A 24,334-nucleotide genomic window follows, 5' to 3' on the forward strand; every position below is an offset into this window, starting at 1 on the left:
CGCTCAGAGATGTGTATAAGAGACAGATGTCTGTGAGGACGAGGAGGTCGGCCTCCTCGATACCAGCCTCGCCGAGTGAGTCGGCGGAGACCATCCCGGTGATACGGACGATGGTTGCACCTTCCGATTCGAGCGCTTCGCCGAGCCCTTCTGGGTCGGTTCCAGTGACGAGTGCAGTCGTCATTCGTATTCGATGGTCGCGGGTGGTTTGTGGGTCACGTCGTAGACGACGCGGGCGACGTTCTCGTTCGTACCGGTGATACGCGATTGGATGCGCTGGAGGGTGTCCCACGGGAGTTCCTGTGCGCGGGCGGTCATGCCGTCGCGCGACTCCACGGAGCGAACCGAGACAATCCAGCCGTGGACGCGGTTGTCACCCTTGACGCCGGTCCCCTTGCCGATGACGGCGGCGAACGCCTGCCACGGGTCGTGCTTTTCGGTCTCGTCTTCGACGATGTGACACGCGTCGCGCGCGACTTCGACCTTCTCGGGCGTCACTTCGCCGAGGACGCGGACCGCGAGGCCCGGACCCGGGAACGGCATGCGCTCTGCGATGATGGATTCGAGACCGAGGGCGCGAGCGACTTCGCGAACCTCGTCCTTGTAGAGGTCGCGGACGGGTTCGACGATGCCCTCGAAGTCGACGACGTCCGGCAGGCCGCCGACGTTGTGGTGGGACTTGATGTTGCCTTCGGACTCGATGCGGTCGGGGTAGATAGTCCCCTGAACGAGGTACTGCGCGTCGGTCTCTTTGGCCTCGCGCTCGAACTCTCGGATGAACTGCTCGCCGATGACCTTGCGCTTTTCCTCGGGGTCGACGACGCCTTCGAGGGCGTCGAAGAACCGCTCTTCGGCGTCGACGACGCGGAGGCTCTCCATGAAGGAGAAGGTGTCCGCAATCTGTTCGGTCTCGCCTTTGCGCATCAGGCCGGTGTCGACGTAGACAGGAGTGAGTTGCTCGCCGACGGCCTCGTATGCGAGGGTCGCCGCGACGGAGGAGTCCACGCCGCCCGAGAGGGCGATGATGGCGTGTTCGTCGCCGATTTGGTCGCGAATCGATGCTGTTGCGTCTTCGATGAATTCGTCTACGTTTACCATTATGCTGTCACCTCTTCGTTGTCGAGTTCACGCGCGTCGAGTTCGCCGAGGACGCCACGGAGGAAGCCGAGGAACGGCGGGCTCGCGCGGTCGGGTCGGGAACGGAATTCGGGGTGGAACTGCGTCCCGAAGAAGAACGGGTGGTCGTCCAGTTCCAGAATCTCCATGCGGTTCTCTGCGCGGCCGGAGAAGCGCAGGTCTTCGGATTCGAGCTCGTCGATGAGTTCAGGGTTCACCTCGTAGCGGTGGCGGTGACGCTCCGTACAGGAGGTGCCGTCGTAGACCTCTTCTGCGAGAGTGCCTTCGTCGATCTCAGTCTCGTGGGCACCGAGGCGCATCGTCCCGCCCATCGCGTCGACTTCGTACTGCTCGGGCAGCAGGTCGATGACCGGGTACGACGTATCTTCGTCGAGTTCGGTCGAGTGCGCGTCTTCGTGGCCGAGGACGTTACGGGCCTGTTCGACGACGGCCATCTGGAAGCCGAGACAGAGACCGAGGAACGGAACGTCGTTCTCACGGGCGTAGCGGATGGCCTCGATTTTGCCGTCCGTCCCGCGGGAGCCGAAGCCGCCGGGGACGACGACGCCGTCTGCGCCCTTCAGTCGCTCTTCGTGCTTGTCGTGCATCTCGTCGGCGTCGACCCACAGGATGTTCACGTCGACGCCGCACTCGATACCGGCGTGCTTGAGCGCCTCGTGGATGGACATGTAAGCGTCTTCGAGGGCGTACTTGCCGACGAGCGCGATGTCGACAGAGCCGGTGCGCTCGGCCGTGACGAGTTCGCGCCAGCGGTTGTCGCGTTCGGCCTTCGGAAGCGCCTCGTCGTCGATTTCGAGGCGTTCCATCACGTACTCGTCGAGCCCTTCTTCTTCGACCATCAGGGGGACGTGGTAGATGTCCGGAACGTCGGGGTTCGAGAAGACGGCGGCGTCCGGCACGTCACAGAACTGCGCAATCTTGGTCTTCGTCTCCGGTTCGAGCTTGTCGTCCGCACGCCCGACGAGAATGTCGGGCTGGAGACCGATGCTTCGAAGCTCTTTGACGGAGTGCTGTGTGGGCTTGGTCTTCTGCTCGCCGTTCTTCGAGTAGGGGACGAGCGTGACGTGCGTAAAGAGCACGTCGCCGTCTTCCTCTTCAGAGGCGAACTGGCGGAGGGCTTCGAGGAACGGCATCGACTCGATGTCGCCGACCGTACCGCCGACTTCGACGATACACACGTCGGTTCCCTCGGCCGCCTCGCGAATGCGGCGCTTGATATCCTCGGTGACGTGCGGGATAATCTGGACCGTCTTCCCGAGGTAGTCGCCAGCGCGCTCCTTCTGGATGACGTGCTGGTAGGTCTTGCCCGTCGTGATGTTGTGGTCGGCGGTCATGTCGATGCCCAGGAACCGCTCGTAGTTCCCGAGGTCGAGGTCGACTTCCGCGCCGTCTTTCAGCACGTACACTTCGCCGTGCTCGTAGGGATTCATGGTCCCCGCGTCGACGTTCAGATACGGGTCGATTTTGACTGCGGTGACGTCGAACCCGGCATTCTTCAGGAGTCGGCCTGTGCTGGCGGCCGTGATACCCTTCCCGAGGCCGGACATGACACCCCCGGTTACGAAAATGAACTTGCGCCCCATATCGGGGTCGTATTCGTCCGTCGGCATACTGACCGTGTGCAAGCGTACTTCAAAACGATTTCGGAGCCAACACTGTGTGCCAGACGCCCGCACATGCCCGAAAACTGAAGAATCGACAGACAGCGAACTCCCCAACAGCTACTCCAGTTCTTTGACGACTCGTGCCGGATTCCCACCGACAACCACGTTATCCGGCACGTCCTCCGTCACGACGGCCCCGGAGGCGACCACTACATCGTCACCGATTGTGACGCCGGGGTTGATGACCGCACGACCGCCAAGCCACGCGTTGTCGCCAATCGTCACCGGGTCGCCCGACTCGGGGCCTTTGATTCGCTCGGCCGCGTCGAGCGTGTGCGTCGCGGTGTAGATGTGGACGCCCGGCGCGATTTGGCAGTTGTCGCCGATGGCGATGGGACACACGTCGAGAAAGACGCAGTCGAAGTTGGCGAAGAAGTCCTCGCCGACGCGGATGTTGTAACCGTAGTCACAGCGGAACGGCGGTTCGATTTCGAACGACTCGCCGACCGCGCCAAAGAGGTCCCGAATCAGTTCCTCGCGGCGCTCTGTCTCGGTTTCGTCGGTGTCGTTGAACAGGCGCGTGAGTCGGCGCGCGCGTTTTCGCTCGGCGACGAGTTCCGGGTCGCTCGCGTCGTACAACTCGCCCGCGAGCATCTTTTCTTTCTCGGAGGGCATCGGTTACGTTCTGGCGGAGAAGCAATGTGACTTTTGCTGAGTCATCACCCGGTACTGTGGTTTTTGATACCTACCTGTGTCATAAATAACAAGTCTACTAAAAATCATGCATGAGAAACATGTATGTCTAGAATAAATTAAAATTCTACAATAACCAGAATATAATTATGGTGCCTCTGACAAGGTGAGTGCATGGTTACCGTCGGCGAACTCGCAACGAATCGGTTTCAGGGTGTTGACCGACGGTTTCTTTCGGAAATGGTCGAGAACGTCGGCATCCGTGGGAGTATCAAATCTGTTTATCACTCCCTTCGTCACACCGGGTCACCAGTCGGGTTGATTTTAGGAAAGCGGACTAGTGTCCGCATCCACTCTGACTCCACGGTTGAGCTATCTCGTCCCCTCTTAATTGATGCAAAGAACACTCGGATGATTCACCAATCTATTGGCGGTTCTCGTCTCTTTGTCAGTCGTTCAGGGACACTCAGGACAACTGGCCAAGGGAGCTCTCGGATTGGCTCCGGGACGATGCTCAATATTCAGGGTGAGTTCGAGATGGGGGACAGTTACATAAACGGTTCATCCCGGATATTCTGCCGAGAAAAGGTCAAAATTGGTGACAACTGTGCTATCGCATGGAACATCGACATCATGGATACCGACGCACATACTCTGATTCACCCAGACACGTCAAAATCACCGGGCAGCTCGCCTGTCGTTATCGGTGACGGCGTGTGGGTTGGACACGGTGCAACTATCCAGAAAGGCGTCCACGTTGGCGATGGAGCGGTAATCGCTGCGGGGGCCGTCGTAACAAACGATGTGCCCCAGAATGCGCTCGTCGGTGGTGTCCCAGCGAAGGTAATCAAGGAAGACGTTAGCTGGGAGTGACGTCGCGAAATAACACCGGTCGAAACTACAGATTTTAACCCCTCTCCCGAGTTCACTCGCACTCGCAGCACTTTTTGAATATCGGCTTTGCGTCGTACAACCTTTCTTAAAAACGAGGGTCGGGAGCGTTACTCTTCGCTCTCAGCCGACACAGTCACACCGAATGCTTCGGGAGTGGCGTCGGCGACTGCGGGAAGCCGTCGGAGTCGCGGACGCGCGAGAAGGTACAGCCCCGTAAACCCGAATCCGAACGCGGCGACTGCCATGGTCGTGGTGGTGCCGAGACTCTCTGCGACGACACCGCCGATAAGCGACCCGAGCGGGAGCGTCGCGCCGGATGCCGTGCCCTTGATAGTGGACAGGCGTCCGAGGAGGTCCTTCGGGAACACGGTCTGGTTCAGGGTCGACGTGAGCACGCCGGAGATACCAATCGGAACCCACGCGAGGCCGAATAGGACGACCGTGAGTGCTGCCGTCGGCGCGTACACGGAAGCGAACCAGAAGCACGCTCCGACCGCGTTGCCGACGAATAGCAGCCGACCGTACGACACGTGTTCGAACCGCGGGGCGACGAGCGACCCGAGGAACCGACCGATACCGAGTGCGCCGAGCAGCAGGCCGTAGACGGCAGGACCGCCAAGGCTGTCGCCGAACGACGGGAGGATTGCGAGCGTCACGCCGGTTGCGAGGTTGGCCACCGCCGTCATGAGCATGAATTCGACGAAGACGGTCCCGCGGAGGGTCGAGATGCCCACACGCAAGTCCGAGACGTACGAGCGGAGTATCGAGTCACCATCCGTCTCGTCAGACTCCGTTGTCGGCGAGTCACTGGTCTGCTCGGAGTCGCTGGGTTCACTCGTCTTCGACAGCGAAATCCCGGCGAACAGCAGGCCAGCGATGGCAAACGTGACCGAGTCGAACAGGAACAGCGCCGTCGCACCGAAGACGGCGATGAACGCGCCGCCGAGTGCGTCGAACACCATGTCCAGTCCGAGCGTGACGGTTGCGAGCGCGGAGTTCGCTTGGGATAACCGCTCGTCGCTCACGAGACGCGGGACGAGAGCGGCCTCCATCGGCGTCATCAACAGCGCTGCGAGCATCAACACGGGGACGACTGCGAGCAGGAGTTCGACGCTCAGATGCCCCGTCACCGCGGCCAGCGGAAGCACGAGGACGACGACACCCTGAGCGACCTGCGACCCGACGAGGACGGGCCGAATCGGGAGTCGGTCGACGATTGGCCCGGCGAATATCTGCAAGAGCCACGGGAGCAGCAGTATCGAGTTCGCGATGCCTGTGAGGACGGTCGAGCCGCTGAGGTCGAAGACGAGCCACAGCACGGCGACGGTGTAGAGGCTGTCCCCGGCGTTCGTCACGAACTGTCCGGCGAAGAACCGCCGGAAATCGCGGTTCCGCCACAGCGACGAGCGACCAGTGGGTGAATCAGTTTTCTCGGCTACCTCGGCCGCAGTCATCGACGACCACCTCCAGCAGTCGGCGCGAGGCGGTCACTCGGCCTGCACGGTTGCGAGCGATACGGCTGGTGTTTGGAAAGCGAACGACTATCGAACGAGCCCCGGCTGTCCGCCGAGGGCTCAGCGACTATCTGCATTGACGTGTGTGTTCGGTCAGTGTACTTCGGCTACAGAACGTAGCGGCGCGAACCCGAGTGCTGCGGCTATCGGGTCCCTCACGCGGCAGTGCGCGTGAGCGGGTCGTACACTGAGCGAATCGCACGCCAGCAGGTCATAGAACGGTTCAGTCGGAGTATCTGCGAATTCCCACTTAGTATTTTTGGTGGTTGACACGTCATCCGTTTCAGTAACGGCCCACCAGCCCCGACTCGCGGAGTTTGTCGCCAACGGAGTGCTATATGTTCCAAGAAAGCGGCGGAGACCTGTTCCGCAATCGCAGGCTTTGAAGCGTCCCATCGAGTGTACTCGCGTATGAAGGAATTCCCGCAACTCGGCTTCGGGACGTACAAACTCGAAGACCGCGACGAGTGTGTCGAGGCCGTCACGAAGGCCCTCGACGTGGGCTACCGCCACATCGACACGGCCCAGATGTACGACAACGAGGAGTTCGTCGGCGAAGCCCTCGCCGAATCCGATGTCGACATCGACGACATCTTCGTGGCGACGAAACTCGACACCGACAACCTCGGCTCCGACGACGTGCTGGAGACCGCCCGCGAATCGGCCGAGAAACTCGGCGTCGAGACTATCGACCTCTTGTACGTCCACTGGCCGCTGGATTCCTACGACCCCGACGAGACGCTCGCGGCGCTCGACGAACTCGTCGAGGAGGGCGTCGTCGCAAACGTCGGCCTCAGTAACTTCCGCCCCGACCAACTCGAAGAGGCCATCGACCGCCTCGACACGCCGCTTTTCGCCCATCAGGTCGAGATGCACCCGCTGCTTCAGCAGGACGAACTCCTCGCGATGGCCGAGGAAGACGGCCACCATCTGGTCGCGTACTCGCCAATCGCGCGTAACGAGGTCGCCGACAACGACACGCTCGTCGACATTGCCGAGAAACACGAGGCCTCGCCCGCGCAGGTGTCGCTGGCGTGGCTCATCGAGAAGGGCGCAACGCCGATTCCGAAGGCCGCCTCGCCCGAACACATCCGCGACAACCTCGCCGCACTCGATATCGAACTCTCCGACGACGATATCGCTGCCATCGACGCGCTCGACGCACACCACCGCATCGTCGACTTCGACGAAGCGCCGTGGAATCAGGTCTAACTCTCGGATATATTATTTTCAGAGTATAGCTGTCTGGGGGAATCATTCGCCCCCTTATGGAACCCTTTCGCAATCCGGGTTAATGTATATGATAGATACGCTCGTAGACTCTCGTATGGCGACAGTGGTGGTGGCCTGTCCGCACTGCGGGCAGCACGTCGAACCGAGTTACGAGGGTGGCGCCGATTTCGACGGTGTCAGAGAGGGTATCAAGCCAGAGTACCGCCTCACGCGCGAAACGTGCCCTGTCTGTTCGAATCCGTACGACCTTCGGCGGGCCTGACCTGACGCGGCTGAAGGCCGACAACCGAGGTGGCGATTCCGGTGGGTGGCCGGGACCACGCCGCGGCCCGTGAGCGACTGCCGAAGGCAGCCGAGTCGCTGGCGTGGCCCTTATCCGGCGTTGGTATCCTACCCGGTATTCTTCATCCCGGCAGCGATGCCTTTGACGGTGAGCCGCAGGGTTCGTTCTTCTTCGTCGGTTCGGTGGTTCTGTGCGAGCAGGTGCGTCTGCAAGAGGTTCAGCGGGTCGACGTAGGGGTTGCGACGCCGAAGGCTGTCTTCGAGCCACTCCCGCTTCAGGAGGCTTTGGCGGCCGATGATATCGAGCATGAGTCCCTCTGCAGACTCGTATTCGGCTTGGAGACGCGGGAAGAACGTCTCTCGAAGCTCTTCGTCGGCGAGGTCCGCGTAGTCCGACGCGATTTCGAGGTCGGTACGGGCGATAGCCATCGCGGCGTTGTCGAGCGTGCTTCGGAAGAACGGCCACTCGTCGTACATCTCACGGAGCGTGTCGAGGTCGCCGCCATCGTCGAGGTAGGCTTCGACACCTGCGGCCAGCGAGTACCAACCGGGGAGGATACACCGCGACTGCGTCCACGAGAACACCCACGGGATGGCGCGGAGGTCTTCGACACTGCGTTCGTCCGACCGCGAGGCCGGGCGCGACCCGAGGTTGAGTTCCTCGATGACAGTGATTGGCGTCGCCTGCTCGAAGTAGGAGACGAAGCCCTCGGATTCGAGAAGGTCACGGTACTCTGCGCGGGCGGTCGCGGCCATCGTATCCATGGCGTCGACCCACTCTTCCGGCACGTGCTCTTCGGGTTGGCGAATCGCGTTCAGACGCGCCCGAATCTGCGCGTTGAGCATCTGTTCGAGGTTGCGCTCGGCGACGCGCGGGTTAGCGTACTTCTCGGCGATGGCTTCGCCCTGCTCGGTGAACTTGATTTGGCCGGTGATGGTCTCGTTCGGGAGCGCCAGCATGGCCTCGTTCATCGGGCCGCCACCGCGCGAGATAGACCCGCCGCGACCGTGGAACAACCGCATCGTCACGTCGAAGTCGTCGCAGATGTCGGCGAGGCGGCGCTGGTTCTTGTAGAGGTCCCAGTTGGCCGCGAGGAAGCCGTTTTCCTTGTTCGAGTCGGAGTAGCCCAGCATAATCTCCTGGACGTTGTTTCGGGCGGCCAGCGCCTTCTCGTAGGCCTCGTTTTCGAACAGCGTCCCCATGATACGGCGTGCGCCGTTCAGCGCCGACTCGGTTTCGAGGAGGGGAACCACGTCGAGACCGCAGTGGTCCGGAAGCGAGACGACACCCGCTTGGTCGGCGAGGAAGAGGACTTCGAGGACGTGCGACGGCTCTTCGGTCATCGAGATACAGTAGGTGTCGATGGCGCTGACGCCGTACTCACGCTGCCACTCGCCAAGTTTCTGGAAGCGTCGGAGGACGCGCTGGGCCGTCTCGGACACGTCGCCCGGTTCGTCGAGGTCGATGATAGGCTCTTCTTGGAGCATCGCGTCGGTGAGGAGCTCGACGCGCTCGTCTTCGGGGTGACCCTGATAGTCGATTCCCTCGTGAGCCAGTGCCTCGTGGACTGCCTCGGTGTGGTTCTCTTGGTGGTCGCGAAGGTCGAGGCTGGCGAGCGTGAAGCCGAACGTGTCGACCTGTCGCATCAGGGGTTCGACGTACACGTCCGCGACTTTCCCGGCACCGGTTCCGCGGAGGCTGGCGTCGATGACTGCGAGGTCGTCCATCAGTTCCTGCGGTTCGCGGTAGCCGTTGGGCCGAACGTCCTCGATACGGCGCAGGCGCTCGCGCATCAACTTCAGCTTCTGGCGGTACGGTTCGTCGGGGTACCGTTCGTCGACTTCGTCGGCGACGACCGGGAGCAGTTCGCGGTCGGCCTTCAGCGACCGCTCCAGTTCGGGACCGAGGTCGATTCGTGTGGCGTCCTGACTGAGCACACCAGAGAGTCGTTTCAGGGCGTCACTGTATTTCTCTAAGACGACGCTGCGCTGTCGTTCGAGCGTCTCTTCTGTCACTTCGGGCGTGACGAAGGGGTTGCCGTCGCGGTCCGACCCGGCCCACGACCGGAACTCGAAGAGCTTCGGCACGTCGAGGTCGGGATACTCGTCGTGGAACTCCTCTTCGAGCTCTTCGTACACTTCGCCGACCACGTCGAACAGGATGTTCTCCAGATACCACTGGACGTTCCGTGCCTCGTCGGTCGGCTCAGGGCGGCGATTGCGGACTTGCGAGGTCTGCCAGAGACTTGTTACTTCGGCGATGATGTGTCGCCACTCTTGGTCGTGCTCGAGGTCCGTGAGGCGGCGTTCGTCGATGCCTTCCAGTCGGTTGGCGATGGAGCGAAGCTTTGCTTTCACCGTCTTGCGACGTGCCTCGGTCGGGTGTGCCGTGAACGTCGGCTCGATGAGTACGTCTTCGAGCACGCGCCCGAGGAGGTCTTCGTCGACATCTTCGTCGCGGAGGGCGTCGAGTGTGTCTAAGATGCCGTCTTCGAGCGTTCCTTCCTGCGAGGCTTCTCTGATGACACGCACGCGCTCGCGCTCCTCTGCGAGGTTGATGAGTTCGAAGTAGGTCGTAAAGGCGCGGGCGACGACGCTTTCGGTCTCTGGGTCCAGGTCGGCGACGACGTCGTAGAGCGCTTCGCGGGAGCCCGTCTCGCCTTTTCGGTAGGCGATGGCGGACTGTCGAAGTTCTTCTACCGTCTCGAACGACGCCGTGGAGGTTTGGGCTTCCAGAACGTCCCCGAGCAGAGTCCCCAGCTCGCGAACGTCCTGTCTGACGTCTCTGGTGTGCAGTTGCATCTCGTACTCAAATACGAGTACCACATTGTAAAAGGGCAGGCGTAGCGCCGAAAAATTGCCCGAAATGCCCCTCCAAACAAACGTTAGTAAACGACTGGCAGATTCCATCAAAATCCGAGAATCGTAGTATTTAGTGGCCCAAAGTATTGAGGACGACGATTTCGTGCGTCTCACTCACACAGGGGATTCGTCACGCTTTTACTGGACGGGGCGAAGTTCCTGATATGAGCGATAGCGACAAGTACCCCGACGACTCGGGTCGCCGTCGGTTCGTCAAAGGCGTCGTTGGGGGAGCGGCGCTCGCGGGCGTGGGAACGACTGGTGCGGCCGCCATCAATTCCGCCACTACCTCCCCAGGTGCGGGTGGCGGTCCGACACAGGCGTACGCCATCGAGAACACCGCAGGGCCTGCCCCGCGCGGGATGCCCCAGATTCCTATCGAAATCGACAGCGATGGGTTCATCAAGGGTGTCTGGCCGGAAGTCAAGACGGTTACACAGAACGGTATCGACGTTAAAATCGCCGAGACTGACGACTACAAAGGGTCCGGCGTCACCTACTCCTCGGCGTGGTTCCAGTACTGCGGTGTGCAGTCCTACGGCGGTCTCGCACCGGACTACGAGTCTGACAACTACTTCCGCGCCGACTCCGGCGGGTACGATTGGCAACAAGACGCCTACAGCGCCGGCGACAAGCTGAACATCGAAGACTTCGGCGACTACAAGGAATGGGGCAACGGCATCGGACGAGCCGGCCTCGGGAAGCCCGCCACCGGAACGTGGCGCTCGCAGGACGCCGAAGACACGATGCCGATTCAGATCCTCCGCTCTGAGCGCATCGAAGAGGCCGCCCAGGACAACGACTGGCTCGCCGCTTCGACGGACCAGGGTGTCATCGCGTGGCTCAACAAGTGTACGCACTTCTGCTGTGTCCCTGGCTACAAGCAGGCTGCCGACGCCGCCAAGTTCAACGCAGAAGACGGCGTCTACTGTCAGTGCCACCAGTCCGTCTACGACCCGTTCTCTATCGTCCAGACCCTCTTTACCGCACTGCCGCGGCCCGACTAGTAAGGCCCCGAAATCAGCTCTCCGTTCTCTGTTTCGTCCCACGCTGGTTAGTAGCCTCGCGCCCAATGGGGTGTGTATGGCCGACGCCCCTTCCTCCCCGGTCGCCCGCGAGCGGTTCGACGCGCTCGCAGGTCTCGCTTTCCCCCCGACGAACCGCGACTCACTCCCAGTTCGTGCACCGTACGACGACAGCGTCGTCGGCGACGTCCCCCTATCGACGCCCGACGACGTTCGAACTGCCGTCGAAGACGCCCGAGCGGCCGCAGACGAATGGGCGTCGTGGCCGGTCGAAGACCGCGTCGCCGTAATTCGCCGGTTCCACGACGCGCTGCTCGACCGCCGGGAGTCGATTCTCGACGTCATCCAGACCGAAACTGGAAAGGCTCGCGTGGACGCGCTCGAAGAATTTCTCGACGCCGCGACCGCTGCACGGTATTACGGAAACCACGCCAAACAGGTGCTCACTCCCACCCGTCGCGGTGGTGCGATTCCGCTCTTGACCAAGACCGTCGAACACCATCATCCCGTCGGCGTCGTCGGCATCATCTCACCGTGGAACTATCCGCTGTCACTGTCCATCTCCGAGGCGATTCCCGCGTTGCTCGCTGGCAACGGCGTCGTCATCAAGCCAGACGAGGGAACACCGTTTACGCCGCTGTGGGGACTCGAACTCCTCCACGAGTGCGGCCTCCCAGAAGGTGTCCTGCAGGTCGTCACCGGTGAGGGACCGACACTCGGCGAACCGCTCGTCGAGGCGGTCGACCACGTCAGTTTCACCGGCAGCACCGAAGTCGGTCGCATCGTCGCCGAGGCGGCGGGACGCCACCTCACAGAGTGTTCGCTCGAACTCGGCGGGAAGAACGCGCTTCTCGTCCTCGACGACGCTGACGTCGAAAAGGCGGCTCGCGGCGCTGTCAGGGGCAGCTTCGCTAACGCCGGACAGCTCTGTATCTCTATCGAACGAATCTACGTCCACGAGTCCGTCGCCGACGACTTCCGTGACGCCTTCCTCCGCAAGGCACGCGCACTCGCGCTCGACGCGGGCTACGACTACGACCACGACGTAGGGTCACTGCTCGACGGTGAGTTGCTCGCGAAAGTCGAAGCCCACGTCGAGGACGCTGTCGAGCAGGGTGCGACGGTTCTCACGGGGGGACGCGCCCGACCCAACCTCGGGCCGTACTTCTACGAGCCAACGGTCCTCACCGACGTGACGCCCGAGATGACGCTCGCCGACGAGGAGACGTTCGGCCCGGTCGTCTCACTCTACGAAGTCGAGAGCGTCTCGGAAGCCATCGAGCGAACGAACGACTCGGCGTACGGGTTGAACGCGAGCGTCTGGACGAAAAACGAAGACAGAGGCGAGCAAGTCGCGACGCGACTGGAAGCCGGGACCGTCAACGTCAACGACGCCTATCTCGCCGCGTGGGGCTCGTTCGACGCCCCGATGGGCGGGATGAAAAACTCTGGAATCGGTCGTCGTCACGGTCGGCGTGGCATGCGAAAGTACACGGAGTCACAGACAGTCGCGACCCAGCGAGTCGTGTCGTTCTCGCCACCCAAACGCGGGAAGCGACTCTGGGCTGAGGCCGCGACGGTCGGCGTTCGACTCTGGAAGCGCATCTCCGAGTTGGGGCCGTGAGCGTCTTCCTCACCGGCTTCCCGGGATTCCTCGGGAGCGCGCTGGTCGGCCGACTCAGCGACCGAACCGACGAACTCGTCTGTCTCGTGCAACCGCGGTACTACGACCGTGCTGTGTCGCGGGCGACGGACATCTTCGGGTCGGACTGGCGCGAGTCCCTCACGCTCGTCGAAGGCGACATCACCGACCCGGAACTCGGCCTCGACGCCGAGACGTACTCGGCGCTCGAATCACGGACCACGACGGTGTACCACCTCGCCGCCGTCTACGACCTCGGCGTCGAGGCCGAAGTCGGGCAAGCGGTCAACGTCGACGGAACGCGCCACGTCCTCGACTTCGCCGAGTCGGCCGGTGTCGACAGACTGCACTACGTCAGCACCTGTTACGTCAGCGGTCGGTACGACGGCGTCTTCACCGAGCCCGACCTCGACGTCGGACAGTCGTTCAACAACCACTACGAGGAGACGAAGTTCCGCGCGGAAGTGCTGGTCCGCGAGCGAATGGACGCGGTTCCCGCGACGGTGTACCGCCCGGCAATCGTCGTCGGCGACAGCAGGACCGGCGAGACCCAGAAGTACGACGGGCCATACTACCTCGTTCGCTGGCTCCTTCGACAACCGTCTATCGCGGTCGTCCCACGACTTGGCGACCCGGACGCGGCCGAGTTGAACGTCGTCCCGCGCGACTACGTCGTCGAGGCCATCGACTACCTCTCTCGACTCGACCGCGCCGAGAACACCACCTACCAGTTGTGCGACCCGAATCCACCGACGATTCGCCAGTTCGTGTCGGCGCTCCTCGACGCGGCGGACAGGAACGGTCTCGCACTTCCACTCCCCCGTCGCGTTGCGCAGTCTGCACTCGAACGGTGGGACACACTCGAATCATTCGTCGGTATCGAACCGGAGACGCTCGCGTACTTTACGCACCCGACGCAGTACGTCGGTGCGAACGCCCGGGCACACTTGGCGGGGTCCGGTATCGCCCCGCCAGCGTTCGAGTCCTACGCCGACCAACTGGTTCAGTTCGTCCGCGAGAACCCGAATCTTCGGTCTGACGCGATGACCTAAACCTGGTGACTAGCCCCCGCTGACCGGCGGGAAAAGGGCGAGTTCGTCGCCGACTTCGACTGCTGCGTCGAGCGCCGCAGGCTCGCCGTTTCGAAGGACGTTGATATGCTCGTAGAGCCCGCCGTCGTCGGCGAACACGCGGGGTTCGAGCGGCGGATGTCTCCCGACGAGCGCGTCGAGGGCGTCGCCGACGGTCGCGTGGCTTTCGACTTCGACTTCGACCGTTCGGGACCCGGCGACCTCCGCGAGGTCGGCGAATAACTTCCACTCCATACCCCCGTCTCCACGCTCGGGGCTCATGAGGGTTGCGCCGACGGGTCTGTGTCGTCTCCCGCCGCCGACTCGTCCGATGTGTCACCGGTATCGTCGTCTCCCCCATCAGTTGCAGCCTCGTCGTCTCCCCCGTCCGTCTCCGTCCCCTCGGTTGCCTGTCGCTCCACCTGCCGCAAGAGTTCCGGTCTCCCCACGATGTACAGCATCTCGCCGGACGCGACCTCGCGGCCGCGGGCAGGGATAGCCTCGACCGGTCTGTTCGGGGTACGAATCGCGACGACGGTCGTCTCGACGTCGGCGACCGTTCCCCCATCGAGTGCCGAGTCCTCGCCGACTGTGACGACGGCCATCGTCTCGTCTGCGGTCCGAAGCAGTGACGCGAACTCGCGGTCGACGTGGGGGCTCGCCGGGAGCGTGACGAGATGGTACGAGTCGGCCCCAGAGAGCCGTTCGGCGTCGACCTCGTCGAGCGCGACTGTCGAAACACCGTCCGTAACGCCACGGAGTTCGCCGAACGCGACTCGATTCGGACCGTCGGACCCGGCGGTCTCCGATTCGGCCGCGGCAGACGGAGGTGCGGACGTCCCAGCGCCGTCGGTGGCGTTGTCCTGTTCTGTCACCGCTTCGTCGTCCGAATCGGGGACTGCCCACACTTGAACTGGGTCGCCAGCGGCCGCACCCGGACCGGGGTCACCACGGATTGCAACCGCGACGGTTCCGGGACCGAGTGTTGGCCCGAGTCCAGCGGCCCGACTGCCGAGCGCGAGGTACGAGACTGTCCCGTCGTCTGCGATTTCCACGTCGACGTGGCCGACGCCGTGGTCGTCTTTGATTCGGCTGACGAGTCGGTCACGAAGTTCGGGGACCGAGAGCCTACGCGGGAACAAGAGCGTCTTCTCGCGCAGTTGCGCTTTGACCGTCTCGGGGACGGGGTCGTACGCCTCGATATCGTCGATGTCTTCGGGGAGCGTGACGGTCGTCACGCGGCCGACCGTTCGAACCAGCCTGCTCACGTCGGCGTCAAGTTCCTTCGCTCCGGCGACGGCGAACACGTCCGTAGCGATTCTGTCGCCGACGATGCGGCCGACCGGGGAGACGAGTGCGCCACCGGCCAGCACACCGCCGTTGTACAGCACCGTCTCCGGTTCGAAGACGGCCGAGTTGGTGCCGGCGGCGAACTCACCGAACAGGCCGATAGTGTTGAGATACAGCGCGACAAGCGCCGCTCCGAAGAGCACTGCGAGCGACTGCGGGATGGCCTCGCGGGTGTACCAGCGATAGAGGATGGCGGCGACGCTGGAAGCGACGAACGCGCCCACGACGAGGCCGACGAATCGGAGGGCCGACCTCACGAGCGGGTCGCCAGCGGACGGGACAGCGACTTGTCCGAGTAGCACGAGTGGGTCGCTCATGCGACCGCCTCCTCGAACGCGGTGAGGTCAGAGCGAGTGCCAACAGCGAACACCGTATCCCCCGCGCTCACCAGTTGGTCGCCGCGCGGAGCCATCGTCCACGCCCCACCGTGGCGAACCGCGAGGACGGCGACGTTGTAGGTGTCGCGGACAGCGGCGTCTCTGAGGGTCACGTCGTCGAGCGGCCCATCTGCGCCGACCGAGAGCCGAGAGAATCGCTTGCCTGCGCGCCGGAGCAACGACACGAGTTCGAACTCCCGCCGGACACCGCGCGAGAGCACGACGAGTCGGTCAGGGGTCGTTCCGACGAGCGAATCGACGGCTTGCCGAGAGACGGCAAGCGTCACGCTTCCGTCGCCACCCGCGGCAGTGGGAGCGCGGGGCGCTGGTTTCGGCGCGTCCGACTCGTCGTCCTCGCCGCTCTCGACGATGGGTGCTTCGACCGGGTTGTCGATGCCGATGACCGTCGCGGTGACCGTCTCGTCGCCAGCGACGACCGAGACTTCGTCGCCCACTGCGAGACCAGTTGGAATCAGCGCGTCGATGGAAACAGCGCGTTTCCCGGGTGGGAGGCGCTTCGAGAGCCCGCCGAAGGGGGCGGCGGCGGCGACAGTCGCCCGAGCGCGCTCGTCGAGTGTCACCTCGACCGCCGCGAGGTCGAATTCGGTCTGGAGGCGGTCGGCGAACCGGGATTCGAGTTCGATAAGCGGGATGTCGGCCGGGAACGTCCACTCCCCATCGCGGATGGCCGCCCGAATCTCGTGTGGCACCGGTGGGTAACCCTCCACGTCGGCCACGTCTCCAGAGACGGAGATACTGACCTGTCCGCGCCCGCCGACGAGTTCAACCACGTCTGTCGAGAGCGTTCGCTCGGTTAACTTCCGAAGCGACATCTTCCGTGGAATCTCGTTGGCGAAGGCGTCGCCGCGGTTGTGGGCGTACAGCGACGCCATCAACACGACCAGGAGCGCGACCGTGAGCCGAACCTGATTGACAGACTGCGTAATCGACGGGTCGGCGAGGGCCATGAGACCACCGCTCGCCCCGGCGATGGCGACGCCGAGGACGACGACGGCGAGTCCGGGAACCGTCACGCCGGTCAGGTACCGAAATCCGAAGCCCAAGAGCCACGCGACGGCGGCGGGGACGAGGCCCGTCAAGATGCCGAAGTAGAGTCCGTAAACGACTTCGACGGGGAGTGAAGCCATAGCCCAGCCAACTCACCGGCGAAATAAATGCGTGCCGGGGACGTGACTCACCGCAGTCGCCTTCGGATACCCAATTCCTTATCTACGATTGGGCCACACTTTCGGGAGACATGGTGTCGGTACGCGACTGGTTCGGTGCTCGGACGGCGATAGGCGTGGTGTTCGTCGTCGCCGTCCTCTCGGCTGTGACCGGGCTTGTCAACATCAGCCTGCCAGCGACCGGTGGACTGCTCGGTCCGTACATTCCAGACACTATCCGAACCGCCGCGGGGTTCACCGGCACCTTGACCGGCTTTCTGCTCCTCGCGAGCGCGTTCGGTCTGCGTCGTCGCCTCCGCGCCGCGTGGTACTCGACGATAATCTTGCTGCCGGTGTCTGCCGCGCAGGGACTCATCCAGTCACCCGACCGGCTTGAGCCACTCGTCACCCTCACGCTCCTCGTCAGCCTCTCGGTCGTCGGTCTCGGACTCCTCTTGTTCAATCGCCGGGCGTTCGACCGCGACCTCGACCTGACGGTGACGCAACTCTCGGCACTCCTCGCCATCGCCGGCGCACAGACCTACGCGACCGCCGGCGCGTACGCGCTCAGAGAGGACTTCAACGGCGTCGACACGCTGTTCGACGCGTTCTACTTCGCGCTCGTCACCGGGAGCACCGTCGGCTACGGTGACATTACGCCGCGAACGCCCGTCGCAAAACTGTTCGGGATGTCGGCGCTGCTCGTGACCGTCGCGAGTTTCGCGGTGGCGCTCGGTGTCCTGCTCACACCCGCAATCGAAGCACGACTCACCAAAGCACTCGGACGCATGACCGAATCACAACTCGACATTCTGGAGAATCACGTCCTCGTCCTCGGCCACGGGGAACTGACCGAACCGATACTCGAAGAACTCGACGGGCGGGCAGACGTGCTCATCATCACGCCCAACGCGGAGCGCGCTCAGCGCCTCACGGAACGCGGCTACGACGTGCTCACGGCCGACCCGAGCGACGAGGAATCGCTGAAACGCGGCCGTGTCGATACGGCGCGGTCTGTCGTCGTCGCCACCAGCAACGACGCCGAAGACGCGCTTGCTATCCTCACCGCCCGACAGCTCAACCCCGACGTACACATCGTCGCCTCGGCGAGCCAGCGAGAGAACGAGCGAAAACTGCGGCGCGCCGGGGCGAACACGGTCATCAGCCCCGCCGCACTCGGCGGCCACTTCCTCGCCGAGTCCGCCATCGGTGGTGGTGGACTGGAGCCTATCGAAGACCGACTCCTCGACGAAGAGCCGGACACTCAGCCAGCAGAGAGCGACGATGGTGGGAGCGGGAGCGACGAAGGAGCCGACTAACGGTTCGTTAGGAAGCGAATCAGTCCTACAGCCCGCGGTCGAAGACAGCCACGTCGCAGTCGATTTCTCTGATTCGTTCGAACGTCGGCGGCGAGATGAATCGCGACGCTGCCGACCGGTCGCCACTCGACCCGAGGACGACGAGGTCGTAGCTCGCCGCGTTGGCGTCGATAAACGCCGTCACATCTGATTTCGATACTCGTGTCTCGACGTTTCCATTGACCGTCTCGACGAGGTTCGCGAGCTTCGTCTCTGCCGGTCGGCGTTCGACCTCCGCCGAGATGCAGGTCGTCACGCTCACGCTGCCGGTTTCACCCGCGAGTCGGCTGGCGAAGTCTATCATCGCATGTGCGGAATCACCGGGACGAGCCACGAGCACGAGGACGCGACGCCAGCAGTACTCGCTCCCGACCGACCGAAACGCGACGGTGTCGTACTCGCCGCCGAAGAGTCCCCGAACGTAGTCCGAGAGGAAGCCGCGGTCTTCCTCGTACGGCGTCACGATGAGGTCGGAGTTGGTGTTCGCGGCCGCCTCCGTGGTCGCCGGAAGTGAGTCGCCACTGGCGACGACGACTTCGACGGGGATGCCCACGTGGGTTCGAAGCTGATGGGCCGTGGATTCGAGACGTTCGACCGCCGCGTCGGCTGCCGGGTTTCCGGTTGTCTCCGAGACGGGGACGTTCGGTGTCGAGTCGGAACCCGCTGCCTCGCCATCGACCACCTCACCAGGTGGCAAGACATCGAGGAGGACGACTTTCCCGGCGGCGTGCGCGGCGGCGAGGCGGGCGGCGAAGAACGCGGTTCGCGTCGCCACCTCGCCGTCGCCTCGCATTGGGACGAGAACGTGGTCGTCGCCGCGGACCGTCTCGTAGAGATATTCGGCGCGGCGCTCGTAGAACTCCTCGCGCCAAAGTGCGAACACCCCGGCGATGACGAGACTCGCGGCGAAGATGCTCACGACGTATTCGACGGGTTCCACATCGCCAGTGACGAGCGTCAAGAGCGCCGTCGAAAACGCAGACGGCGCTTCCACGTCGAGTGCCCACGTCGCCCCGCCAGCGAGAAAGATTGCCAGCGCTGCCGACGAGGGATGGACGATTGCCATGTCGGTCGGGCCGTGGACCCACGCCGTAAAGCCGTAAGCGACGAGGCCACAGAGGGCACCCACCGTGAGTGCGAGGATGAATCGATACGGTGAGGCGTAGCGTCCTTCAGGGTCCGAAAACAGCGTGTACGTCCCCGATGCGAGCGGTGGAAACAGGAGGAACGAAAGCGTGTCGATGGCGTTGGAGACGAACGTCACCGCCCCGATGAGAACCGGAATGAGAAGCAGGACGGTGAGATGCAGCAGATTACTCGTGTGTTCTATCCAGCGTCGGAACGCGACCATCTCGCGCCGCTCTCTGCGCCGAATCCGTCCCCAGAGCGTCCGGGTGCGTGCGGCCAGTCTGGCCGCGAAACGACGGAGGCGCATGCGAGTGCCTTACGCGAGGTCGGTGACGGCGTCGAGAGTGATGGAGATTGCGCGTTCGACGTTGTTCTTGGCCTTCTCCGGGAGTTCGTCGTCGGAGTCAGCACCCTTCTGCGTTCCGGCGACGAGGTTGCCGTCGACCGTACAGATAGCACCAGCACGGAGACCCTTGCGGCGGGCGAGCGAGAACACCGTCGCTGCCTCCATCTCGATAGCCAGCAGGCCAGCGTCGTTCCAGTCGTGGACGTACTCATCGGACTCGTTGTAGAACGCGTCGTCGGAGACGATGGGGCCGACGTGGACCTCTTCGTCGTTGGCCTCTGCGGCGTCGACGAGGGACGTGAGGACGTCGTAGTCAGGGACGGCCGGGTAGACTTCAGATTCGTAGCGCTTGGAGGTGCCTTCTTCCTTGGCGGCACCGGTCGCGACAATCATGTCACCGATTTCGATGTCTTCCTGCAGCGCGCCGATGGTGCCGACGCGGATGAACGTCTCGACGCCGACGCGCGACAGTTCCTCGATAGCGATTGCGGCCGACGGGCAGCCGATTCCGGTCGAGGAGATGGTCAGCGGGACGCCCTTGTACTCCGCGTTGACGACCTTGTACTCTCGGTTCTGTGCGACCTCCTCGACGTTCTCACACTGCTTGGCGATACGGTCGACGCGACCGGGGTCGCCGGGGATGAGTGCGATATCGTTCACGTCGCCTTCTTCGACGAGGAGATGGGGCTGTTTCGCCATATCCGAACGTCTCGCGTCGTGGTGAAAAACGACGCGGTTCGCCGGATTCGACCACGCGGTGAGCGCGGGGCTAGTACCCTCGTTTCCGACTCGGGAAAAACAATTCAAATATATGAATTATCATCATATAATATTCATTAATGGAGATATTCAGGCCATTTGGCGGCCTAACCGTAATATCACAGATGAGTAACTAACCGATTTACTCCCGTCTCTTTTGGTAATGGCTACTCGGCCGGGCTCGCACCTGTTTTCAACCTCCTCGTCCACCACGCACGACGCACCGAACGGGACGTGGCGTTTTTGGGCCGGTACCGCAGCGACGAACCCACGGGTACTGACATTTGCCACGCTCGCCGTCGTGAGCCTGGGACTCCTCCCGTTGTACGAGTCCATCTGGTGGTGGGACATCGTCATGCACGTCGCCTGTAGCGCCGCGCTCGTGGTGTGGCTGTACCGTATCAGGGTCAGCCCTGTCGTGGCGCTGGTGTTCCTCTTCAGTATCGGCGTCGCTTGGGAGGTACTCGAAGCAGCGACACCGCACTACGTCCTCATGGCTGGTGGATGGACGGATACGGTTGGTGACGTTGTCTCCAATACATCGGGGTGGGTGATTGCCACTGTCGCCCAGCGCTGGATTAGCGGAGTCGACGATACGCTGGATTAGCCGGTTCGACGCGTGAGCTTGGGTAGGTGAGTCGTCGCGTGAGTTAGCTTAGCGAACTCGACGCACTGCCCTCACGAACGCTTTCACTGAATGCCAGCGAACAGTGCTGGCCCGAGAACGAGCAGTGTCACTCCGAAGACGAGCGCCGAGCGGAGCCACTGCCCGCGGACGGCGGTCGCCCGTTCTTCGTAGATTGCTCGCCCTGCCCGCGGGAGGACGAAGTACGAAAACAGCGCATAGATACTGGGCACGACGACGGCGACGGCGACGACGTGTGGGAAGATGTCGAGCCCGAAGATGGGCACGTCAGGAACGACGAAGTCAGCGGCGAGGTGGACGAGCGCGTAGAGGACGCCAGCTAACGCACCGGCGACGTGGTGGACGACGTTCGCGTCGATGAACGAAACCTCGTTCGGGCTGGCCCGCCGGAGCACAGACGCGGCGACGTACGCGGGCGTATAGCCCTCTTCTTGTCGCCACATCGGGATGTCCATCACGACTGCCGCCGCGAGTCCGGCGAACGCCCCGAGTAGCAGCCGCCCGGAGAGGGGGCCGATACCCGCGGCCGCGCCGACGGCGGCAACCACGGACAACACGTGCTGTAGCATCGTCCCGAGCGATGCAAGGGAGGGATAAAATTGATTGGGTCGTCGACTGCGACCGGTTGTGTGGTTTACACCATGCTCAAATCGCCTCGACCAAATCGTCGAGTCGTCGCCACGATAGCTGTGTCCGCGCCCCGGGTTCGGCAGCCGTGAGCGCACCGCAGGCGTTGGCGATAGCCAGCGCGCGCTCGTACGTCGCACCGTCGATTCGAGACGCGATGAATCCGGCCGCGAAGGCGTCTCCCGCACCGGTCGTGTCGATGGCGTCGACCGGGTACCCCGGATGGACGTGCGTGTCGTCGCCGTCGCGGACTTCTGCACCCTTCGGCCCGTGTTTGAGGACGAGTGTCGCGTTGTCGAGGGCATCACCGACGGACCCACCGTTTCCAGAGTCTCCCAGTGCCGTCGCTGCCTCGCGGTCGTTGAGAAAGACGAAATCGACCTGTCGAAGTGCCTCGGTGTAGCCGCGGTCGCCGATTCTCCGGCCGGGGTCGAAGCTGACTGTCGTTCCGACCTCGGACGCCCGGCGGGCGAGTTCGGCGGCTGTCGTCGGGGCCTGACTCGTAAGGTGGAGATGGTCGGCCTCGGCGAGTGCAGATTTCGGGAGGGCTGATGCCTCAAACACTTCGTTCACGCCCGGAGAGCCGAGGACGAACACTTCGCCCTTCGCATCGACGACGACGTACTTGACCGTCGTCGGGCCGTCGTCAGTACTGACGACGTGCCGGCAATCGACGCCCTTCGAGGCGAGTTCCGCGATAGCCGCGTGGCCGTGTTCGTCGTCGCCGACGCTTCCGAGGAGTGTCGCAGGGACATCTAATCCGACGAGACCGCTGGCCACGTTGGCGGCGCTGCCACCGCCCGCACCGACGCGGGACTCGACGGTCGCCTCGCCGTCGGGGTCGGGGAGAGAATCGACCCGGAGTGTGACGTCCCAGTTGACGTGACCGGCGCAGATAACTCGGGACATACGTCCCCAAGACTCGGTCCGCCGATTAGATAACTCTCCCGGATATCCCATTCTTCTGAAAAATCTGACAGTTTGGCGGTTCGAGTTATCCGTCGGCTGACTCGGTCACTCCTACCACTCCTGCAACTCCCACCACTCCCGTCACTCCCGCAGCTGAGTTTCGGCTCCCGACCGGTCAGACGCCCGAGACGGCGAACAACAGCAGATTGTGGACGCCCGGACCGAGACCGACGGCCGCGACGAGACCCAAGAGCAGCGCCCCCTCGGTCGGTTCCTCACGGACGTAGTCCGCGAGCAGCGTCACGACGGCCCCGGCGACGATGAGTTTGACGAGGACGAACAACCAGCCGACTCCGATGACCTCGGCGGTCGGGAGCGCGGCAGCGGCTTCGAGGATGACTTGCGAGAGCGGCGTTCGTTCGCCGAACCCGAGCACGTCGATACCGACGGCAGTCGAGATGGCGTCGAGCGTGTGGCCGAAGATGGTGAGTGCGCCCAATCGCCCCGCATCGGTCGCCTCCGGGGCGATGTGGGTGACGGCGACCCACGCCGCGGGACCGACGAGAAGCGAGAGGACGAGCGCGATACCGGGCCACAGCGGGGCGAGCGTCCCGCCAGCGAGACCGACAAAGAGCGCGAACCCGACGAGCAGGCCCGCGAGAGCGACCCCTGGAACCGCCAGATTTCGCGGTGTGTCAACGTCGCCGACGTGGAGACCGAGCCACGTCGCGCCCGCAAGAACAGCCACCGTCGCGTAGACGGCGGGCGTCCCGGCGAGTGGGCGGAGCGCCGGGGGAAGAAAGTCGAGGACGTAGAAGACGTGTAGCGCAGACCCGGACACCATCCACGGGACGAGGGCGAGGATATGACCCTCCGAGACCGGGGGCCGGGTTCGAACGAGTCCGACACCCACACCGACGAGTCCCGCGACGAGGACGGCGAGATACGGCAGTGGGGGCAGCGCGAATCCTTCGGGGAGGATGGCCATGCAAGATGCCTAACGGGGCGGCGTGAAAGCCTTACGTTCTTTAGGTCCCCGTCGCCACCTCGGGGTATGAACCGAGACGACCTCGCCGCCCGAATCGACCACACGGTACTCGGACCCGAGACGACGCTCGCCGACGTGCAATCCATCCTCGACGACGCCGACGAGTGGGGGATGAACGCCTGTATTCCACCGTGCTACGTCGCCGAAGCCAGCGAGTACGCACCTGACGTGCTCCTCGCGACGGTCGTCGGGTTCCCGCACGGCCAGAATACGACCGTCGCCAAGCGCGAAGAGGCAGTCGACGCGTGGCAGGCCGGTGCCGACGAACTGGATATGGTCATCAACATCGGTCGCCTCAAAGCCGGTGACGACGAGGCCGTCACCGAGGACATCTCGGAAGTCGTCGCTGCCGTCCCCATCCCGGTGAAGGTCATCATCGAGACAGCGCTTCTCACCGAAGAAGAAAAGCACCGCGCCTGCGAGGCGGCCGCCGAGGCCGACGCCGCGTTCGTCAAGACCTCGACTGGCTTCGCCGATGGCGGTGCCACGGTCGAAGACGTCGAACTCATGGCCGAGTACCTGCCCGTGAAGGCCTCCGGCGGCGTCGGGTCGTACGACGAGGCGCTGGCGATGTTCGAAGCTGGTGCAGAGCGCATCGGCGCGTCTTCCGGCGTCGAAATCGTCTCCGGCGCGCCGGAAGCATAGTCGTCTGTTTCGCTCCTCG

23 protein-coding genes are annotated in these 24,334 nt (G+C 63.4%); 9 read left to right on the forward strand and 14 right to left on the reverse strand.

Annotated elements, in window-relative coordinates; genetic code table 11:
• From C453_RS14405 to C453_RS14420, 4 genes are all read right to left on the reverse strand, one after another.
• Positions 1-184: DUF7126 family protein (locus C453_RS14405; RefSeq protein WP_008325496.1), on the reverse strand; the 184-nt coding region annotated here is incomplete at its 3' end.
• Positions 181-1,098, reverse strand: a complete 918-nt coding sequence (gene guaA, locus C453_RS14410) for a glutamine-hydrolyzing GMP synthase (RefSeq protein WP_008325498.1) — start codon at positions 1,096-1,098, stop codon at positions 181-183. The genes guaA and C453_RS14405, both read right to left, overlap by 4 nt.
• Positions 1,098-2,747: a glutamine hydrolyzing CTP synthase gene (gene pyrG / locus C453_RS14415; RefSeq protein ID WP_008325500.1), complete on the reverse strand. Its 1,650-nt coding sequence runs from the start codon at positions 2,745-2,747 to the stop codon at positions 1,098-1,100. Before pyrG ends, guaA begins: the two co-directional genes overlap by 1 nt.
• Before the next feature lie 111 nt (positions 2,748-2,858).
• Positions 2,859-3,416 carry a maltose acetyltransferase domain-containing protein gene (locus C453_RS14420; RefSeq protein ID WP_008325501.1) on the reverse strand — a complete coding sequence of 186 codons (558 nt, stop codon included), beginning with the start codon at positions 3,414-3,416 and terminating at the stop codon, positions 2,859-2,861.
• A gap of 528 nt (positions 3,417-3,944) precedes the next feature.
• Here C453_RS14420 and C453_RS20240 point away from each other — a divergent pair.
• Positions 3,945-4,307, forward strand: a complete 363-nt coding sequence (locus C453_RS20240) for an acyltransferase (protein WP_160163407.1) — start codon at positions 3,945-3,947, stop codon at positions 4,305-4,307.
• 128 nt (positions 4,308-4,435) lie between these two features.
• Here C453_RS20240 and C453_RS14430 read toward each other — a convergent pair whose 3' ends face one another.
• A complete protein-coding gene (locus C453_RS14430) occupies positions 4,436-5,782 on the reverse strand; it encodes an MFS transporter (protein ID WP_008325504.1) in 1,347 nt (448 codons plus the stop codon).
• 471 nt (positions 5,783-6,253) lie between these two features.
• On the opposite strand from C453_RS14430, the gene C453_RS14435 reads away from it, so the two are divergent.
• Positions 6,254-7,054, forward strand: a complete 801-nt coding sequence (locus C453_RS14435) for an aldo/keto reductase (RefSeq protein WP_008325505.1) — start codon at positions 6,254-6,256, stop codon at positions 7,052-7,054.
• Between the two features lie 115 nt (positions 7,055-7,169).
• Entirely contained in the window at positions 7,170-7,337 is a 168-nt protein-coding gene (locus C453_RS20470) for a hypothetical protein (RefSeq protein ID WP_169316554.1), read from the forward strand.
• Between the two features lie 128 nt (positions 7,338-7,465).
• On the opposite strand, the gene ppc is transcribed toward C453_RS20470, so the two are convergent.
• On the reverse strand, positions 7,466-10,159 hold the full coding sequence (gene ppc / locus C453_RS14440) for a phosphoenolpyruvate carboxylase (RefSeq protein ID WP_008325515.1): 2,694 nt from the start codon (positions 10,157-10,159) through the stop codon (positions 7,466-7,468).
• 224 nt (positions 10,160-10,383) lie between these two features.
• Here ppc and C453_RS14445 point away from each other — a divergent pair, with 224 nt between their 5' ends.
• The 3 genes from C453_RS14445 to C453_RS14455 all read left to right on the forward strand — a co-directional run bounded on the left by C453_RS14445 (position 10,384) and on the right by C453_RS14455 (position 13,938).
• Positions 10,384-11,226: a Rieske (2Fe-2S) protein gene (locus tag C453_RS14445; protein ID WP_008325516.1), complete on the forward strand. Its 843-nt coding sequence runs from the start codon at positions 10,384-10,386 to the stop codon at positions 11,224-11,226.
• Between the two features lie 76 nt (positions 11,227-11,302).
• Entirely contained in the window at positions 11,303-12,868 is a 1,566-nt protein-coding gene (locus tag C453_RS14450) for a succinic semialdehyde dehydrogenase (protein ID WP_008325517.1), read from the forward strand.
• On the forward strand, positions 12,865-13,938 hold the full coding sequence (locus C453_RS14455; RefSeq protein WP_008325518.1) for an SDR family oxidoreductase: 1,074 nt from the start codon (positions 12,865-12,867) through the stop codon (positions 13,936-13,938). The genes C453_RS14450 and C453_RS14455 overlap by 4 nt, the downstream gene beginning before the upstream one ends.
• A gap of 9 nt (positions 13,939-13,947) precedes the next feature.
• Here the strand turns inward: C453_RS14455 and C453_RS14460 are convergent, their stop codons facing one another.
• The 3 genes from C453_RS14460 to C453_RS14470 are packed head-to-tail and all read right to left on the reverse strand — an operon-like array spanning position 13,948 to position 16,831.
• On the reverse strand, positions 13,948-14,211 hold the full coding sequence (locus C453_RS14460; protein ID WP_049907780.1) for a ubiquitin-like small modifier protein 1: 264 nt from the start codon (positions 14,209-14,211) through the stop codon (positions 13,948-13,950).
• A 23-nt stretch (positions 14,212-14,234) separates the two neighbouring features.
• Positions 14,235-15,623: a hypothetical protein gene (locus C453_RS14465; protein ID WP_008325521.1), complete on the reverse strand. Its 1,389-nt coding sequence runs from the start codon at positions 15,621-15,623 to the stop codon at positions 14,235-14,237.
• Positions 15,620-16,831: a TrkA C-terminal domain-containing protein gene (locus tag C453_RS14470; protein ID WP_008325523.1), complete on the reverse strand. Its 1,212-nt coding sequence runs from the start codon at positions 16,829-16,831 to the stop codon at positions 15,620-15,622. The genes C453_RS14465 and C453_RS14470 overlap by 4 nt, the downstream gene beginning before the upstream one ends.
• A gap of 110 nt (positions 16,832-16,941) precedes the next feature.
• Between C453_RS14470 and C453_RS14475 the strand changes: the two genes are divergently transcribed.
• Positions 16,942-18,168, forward strand: a complete 1,227-nt coding sequence (locus C453_RS14475; RefSeq protein ID WP_008325525.1) for an NAD-binding protein — start codon at positions 16,942-16,944, stop codon at positions 18,166-18,168.
• A gap of 25 nt (positions 18,169-18,193) precedes the next feature.
• Here C453_RS14475 and C453_RS14480 read toward each other — a convergent pair whose 3' ends face one another.
• Both C453_RS14480 and C453_RS14485 read right to left on the reverse strand, forming a co-directional pair.
• On the reverse strand, positions 18,194-19,642 hold the full coding sequence (locus C453_RS14480; RefSeq protein WP_049907711.1) for an HPP family protein: 1,449 nt from the start codon (positions 19,640-19,642) through the stop codon (positions 18,194-18,196).
• Between the two features lie 9 nt (positions 19,643-19,651).
• Positions 19,652-20,380 carry a nucleoside phosphorylase gene (locus C453_RS14485; protein ID WP_008325529.1) on the reverse strand — a complete coding sequence of 243 codons (729 nt, stop codon included), beginning with the start codon at positions 20,378-20,380 and terminating at the stop codon, positions 19,652-19,654.
• Between the two features lie 223 nt (positions 20,381-20,603).
• Between C453_RS14485 and C453_RS14490 the strand changes: the two genes are divergently transcribed.
• Positions 20,604-21,047, forward strand: coding sequence for a hypothetical protein (locus C453_RS14490; RefSeq protein ID WP_008325531.1), 444 nt, complete (start codon positions 20,604-20,606; stop codon positions 21,045-21,047).
• 83 nt (positions 21,048-21,130) lie between these two features.
• On the opposite strand, the gene C453_RS14495 is transcribed toward C453_RS14490, so the two are convergent.
• The 3 genes from C453_RS14495 to C453_RS14505 all read right to left on the reverse strand — a co-directional run bounded on the left by C453_RS14495 (position 21,131) and on the right by C453_RS14505 (position 23,610).
• Positions 21,131-21,655, reverse strand: a complete 525-nt coding sequence (locus C453_RS14495) for a hypothetical protein (RefSeq protein ID WP_008325533.1) — start codon at positions 21,653-21,655, stop codon at positions 21,131-21,133.
• A gap of 76 nt (positions 21,656-21,731) precedes the next feature.
• Positions 21,732-22,622 (reverse strand): carbohydrate kinase family protein, encoded by an 891-nt coding sequence (locus tag C453_RS14500; RefSeq protein WP_008325535.1) that lies wholly within the window; start codon positions 22,620-22,622, stop codon positions 21,732-21,734.
• Positions 22,623-22,797: 175 nt separating this feature from the next.
• Positions 22,798-23,610, reverse strand: coding sequence for a DUF63 family protein (locus C453_RS14505; protein WP_008325536.1), 813 nt, complete (start codon positions 23,608-23,610; stop codon positions 22,798-22,800).
• A gap of 66 nt (positions 23,611-23,676) precedes the next feature.
• On the opposite strand from C453_RS14505, the gene deoC reads away from it, so the two are divergent.
• Positions 23,677-24,315 carry a deoxyribose-phosphate aldolase gene (deoC, locus tag C453_RS14510; RefSeq protein ID WP_008325538.1) on the forward strand — a complete coding sequence of 213 codons (639 nt, stop codon included), beginning with the start codon at positions 23,677-23,679 and terminating at the stop codon, positions 24,313-24,315.
• Positions 24,316-24,334: the final 19 nt, after the last annotated feature.

Origin of the sequence: Haloferax elongans ATCC BAA-1513, from assembly GCF_000336755.1 — an archaeon.
Lineage (GTDB): Archaea > Halobacteriota > Halobacteria > Halobacteriales > Haloferacaceae > Haloferax > Haloferax elongans.

Excerpts from the sequence above, each read along its gene's own strand:
- guaA (WP_008325498.1), bottom strand. The coding sequence starts at position 1,098 with ATGGTAAACGTAGACGAATTCATCGAAGACGCAACAGCATCGATTCGC.
- pyrG (WP_008325500.1), bottom strand. The coding sequence starts at position 2,747 with ATGCCGACGGACGAATACGACCCCGATATGGGGCGCAAGTTCATTTTC.
- C453_RS14420 (WP_008325501.1), bottom strand. The coding sequence starts at position 3,416 with ATGCCCTCCGAGAAAGAAAAGATGCTCGCGGGCGAGTTGTACGACGCG.
- C453_RS20240 (WP_160163407.1), top strand. The coding sequence starts at position 3,945 with ATGCTCAATATTCAGGGTGAGTTCGAGATGGGGGACAGTTACATAAAC.
- C453_RS14430 (WP_008325504.1), bottom strand. The coding sequence starts at position 5,782 with ATGACTGCGGCCGAGGTAGCCGAGAAAACTGATTCACCCACTGGTCGC.
- C453_RS14435 (WP_008325505.1), top strand. The coding sequence starts at position 6,254 with ATGAAGGAATTCCCGCAACTCGGCTTCGGGACGTACAAACTCGAAGAC.
- C453_RS20470 (WP_169316554.1), top strand. The coding sequence starts at position 7,170 with ATGGCGACAGTGGTGGTGGCCTGTCCGCACTGCGGGCAGCACGTCGAA.
- ppc (WP_008325515.1), bottom strand. The coding sequence starts at position 10,159 with ATGCAACTGCACACCAGAGACGTCAGACAGGACGTTCGCGAGCTGGGG.
- C453_RS14445 (WP_008325516.1), top strand. The coding sequence starts at position 10,384 with ATGAGCGATAGCGACAAGTACCCCGACGACTCGGGTCGCCGTCGGTTC.
- C453_RS14450 (WP_008325517.1), top strand. The coding sequence starts at position 11,303 with ATGGCCGACGCCCCTTCCTCCCCGGTCGCCCGCGAGCGGTTCGACGCG.
- C453_RS14460 (WP_049907780.1), bottom strand. The coding sequence starts at position 14,211 with ATGGAGTGGAAGTTATTCGCCGACCTCGCGGAGGTCGCCGGGTCCCGA.
- C453_RS14465 (WP_008325521.1), bottom strand. The coding sequence starts at position 15,623 with ATGAGCGACCCACTCGTGCTACTCGGACAAGTCGCTGTCCCGTCCGCT.
- C453_RS14470 (WP_008325523.1), bottom strand. The coding sequence starts at position 16,831 with ATGGCTTCACTCCCCGTCGAAGTCGTTTACGGACTCTACTTCGGCATC.
- C453_RS14475 (WP_008325525.1), top strand. The coding sequence starts at position 16,942 with ATGGTGTCGGTACGCGACTGGTTCGGTGCTCGGACGGCGATAGGCGTG.
- C453_RS14480 (WP_049907711.1), bottom strand. The coding sequence starts at position 19,642 with ATGCGCCTCCGTCGTTTCGCGGCCAGACTGGCCGCACGCACCCGGACG.
- C453_RS14485 (WP_008325529.1), bottom strand. The coding sequence starts at position 20,380 with ATGGCGAAACAGCCCCATCTCCTCGTCGAAGAAGGCGACGTGAACGAT.
- C453_RS14490 (WP_008325531.1), top strand. The coding sequence starts at position 20,604 with ATGGCTACTCGGCCGGGCTCGCACCTGTTTTCAACCTCCTCGTCCACC.
- C453_RS14495 (WP_008325533.1), bottom strand. The coding sequence starts at position 21,655 with ATGCTACAGCACGTGTTGTCCGTGGTTGCCGCCGTCGGCGCGGCCGCG.
- C453_RS14500 (WP_008325535.1), bottom strand. The coding sequence starts at position 22,622 with ATGTCCCGAGTTATCTGCGCCGGTCACGTCAACTGGGACGTCACACTC.
- C453_RS14505 (WP_008325536.1), bottom strand. The coding sequence starts at position 23,610 with ATGGCCATCCTCCCCGAAGGATTCGCGCTGCCCCCACTGCCGTATCTC.
- deoC (WP_008325538.1), top strand. The coding sequence starts at position 23,677 with ATGAACCGAGACGACCTCGCCGCCCGAATCGACCACACGGTACTCGGA.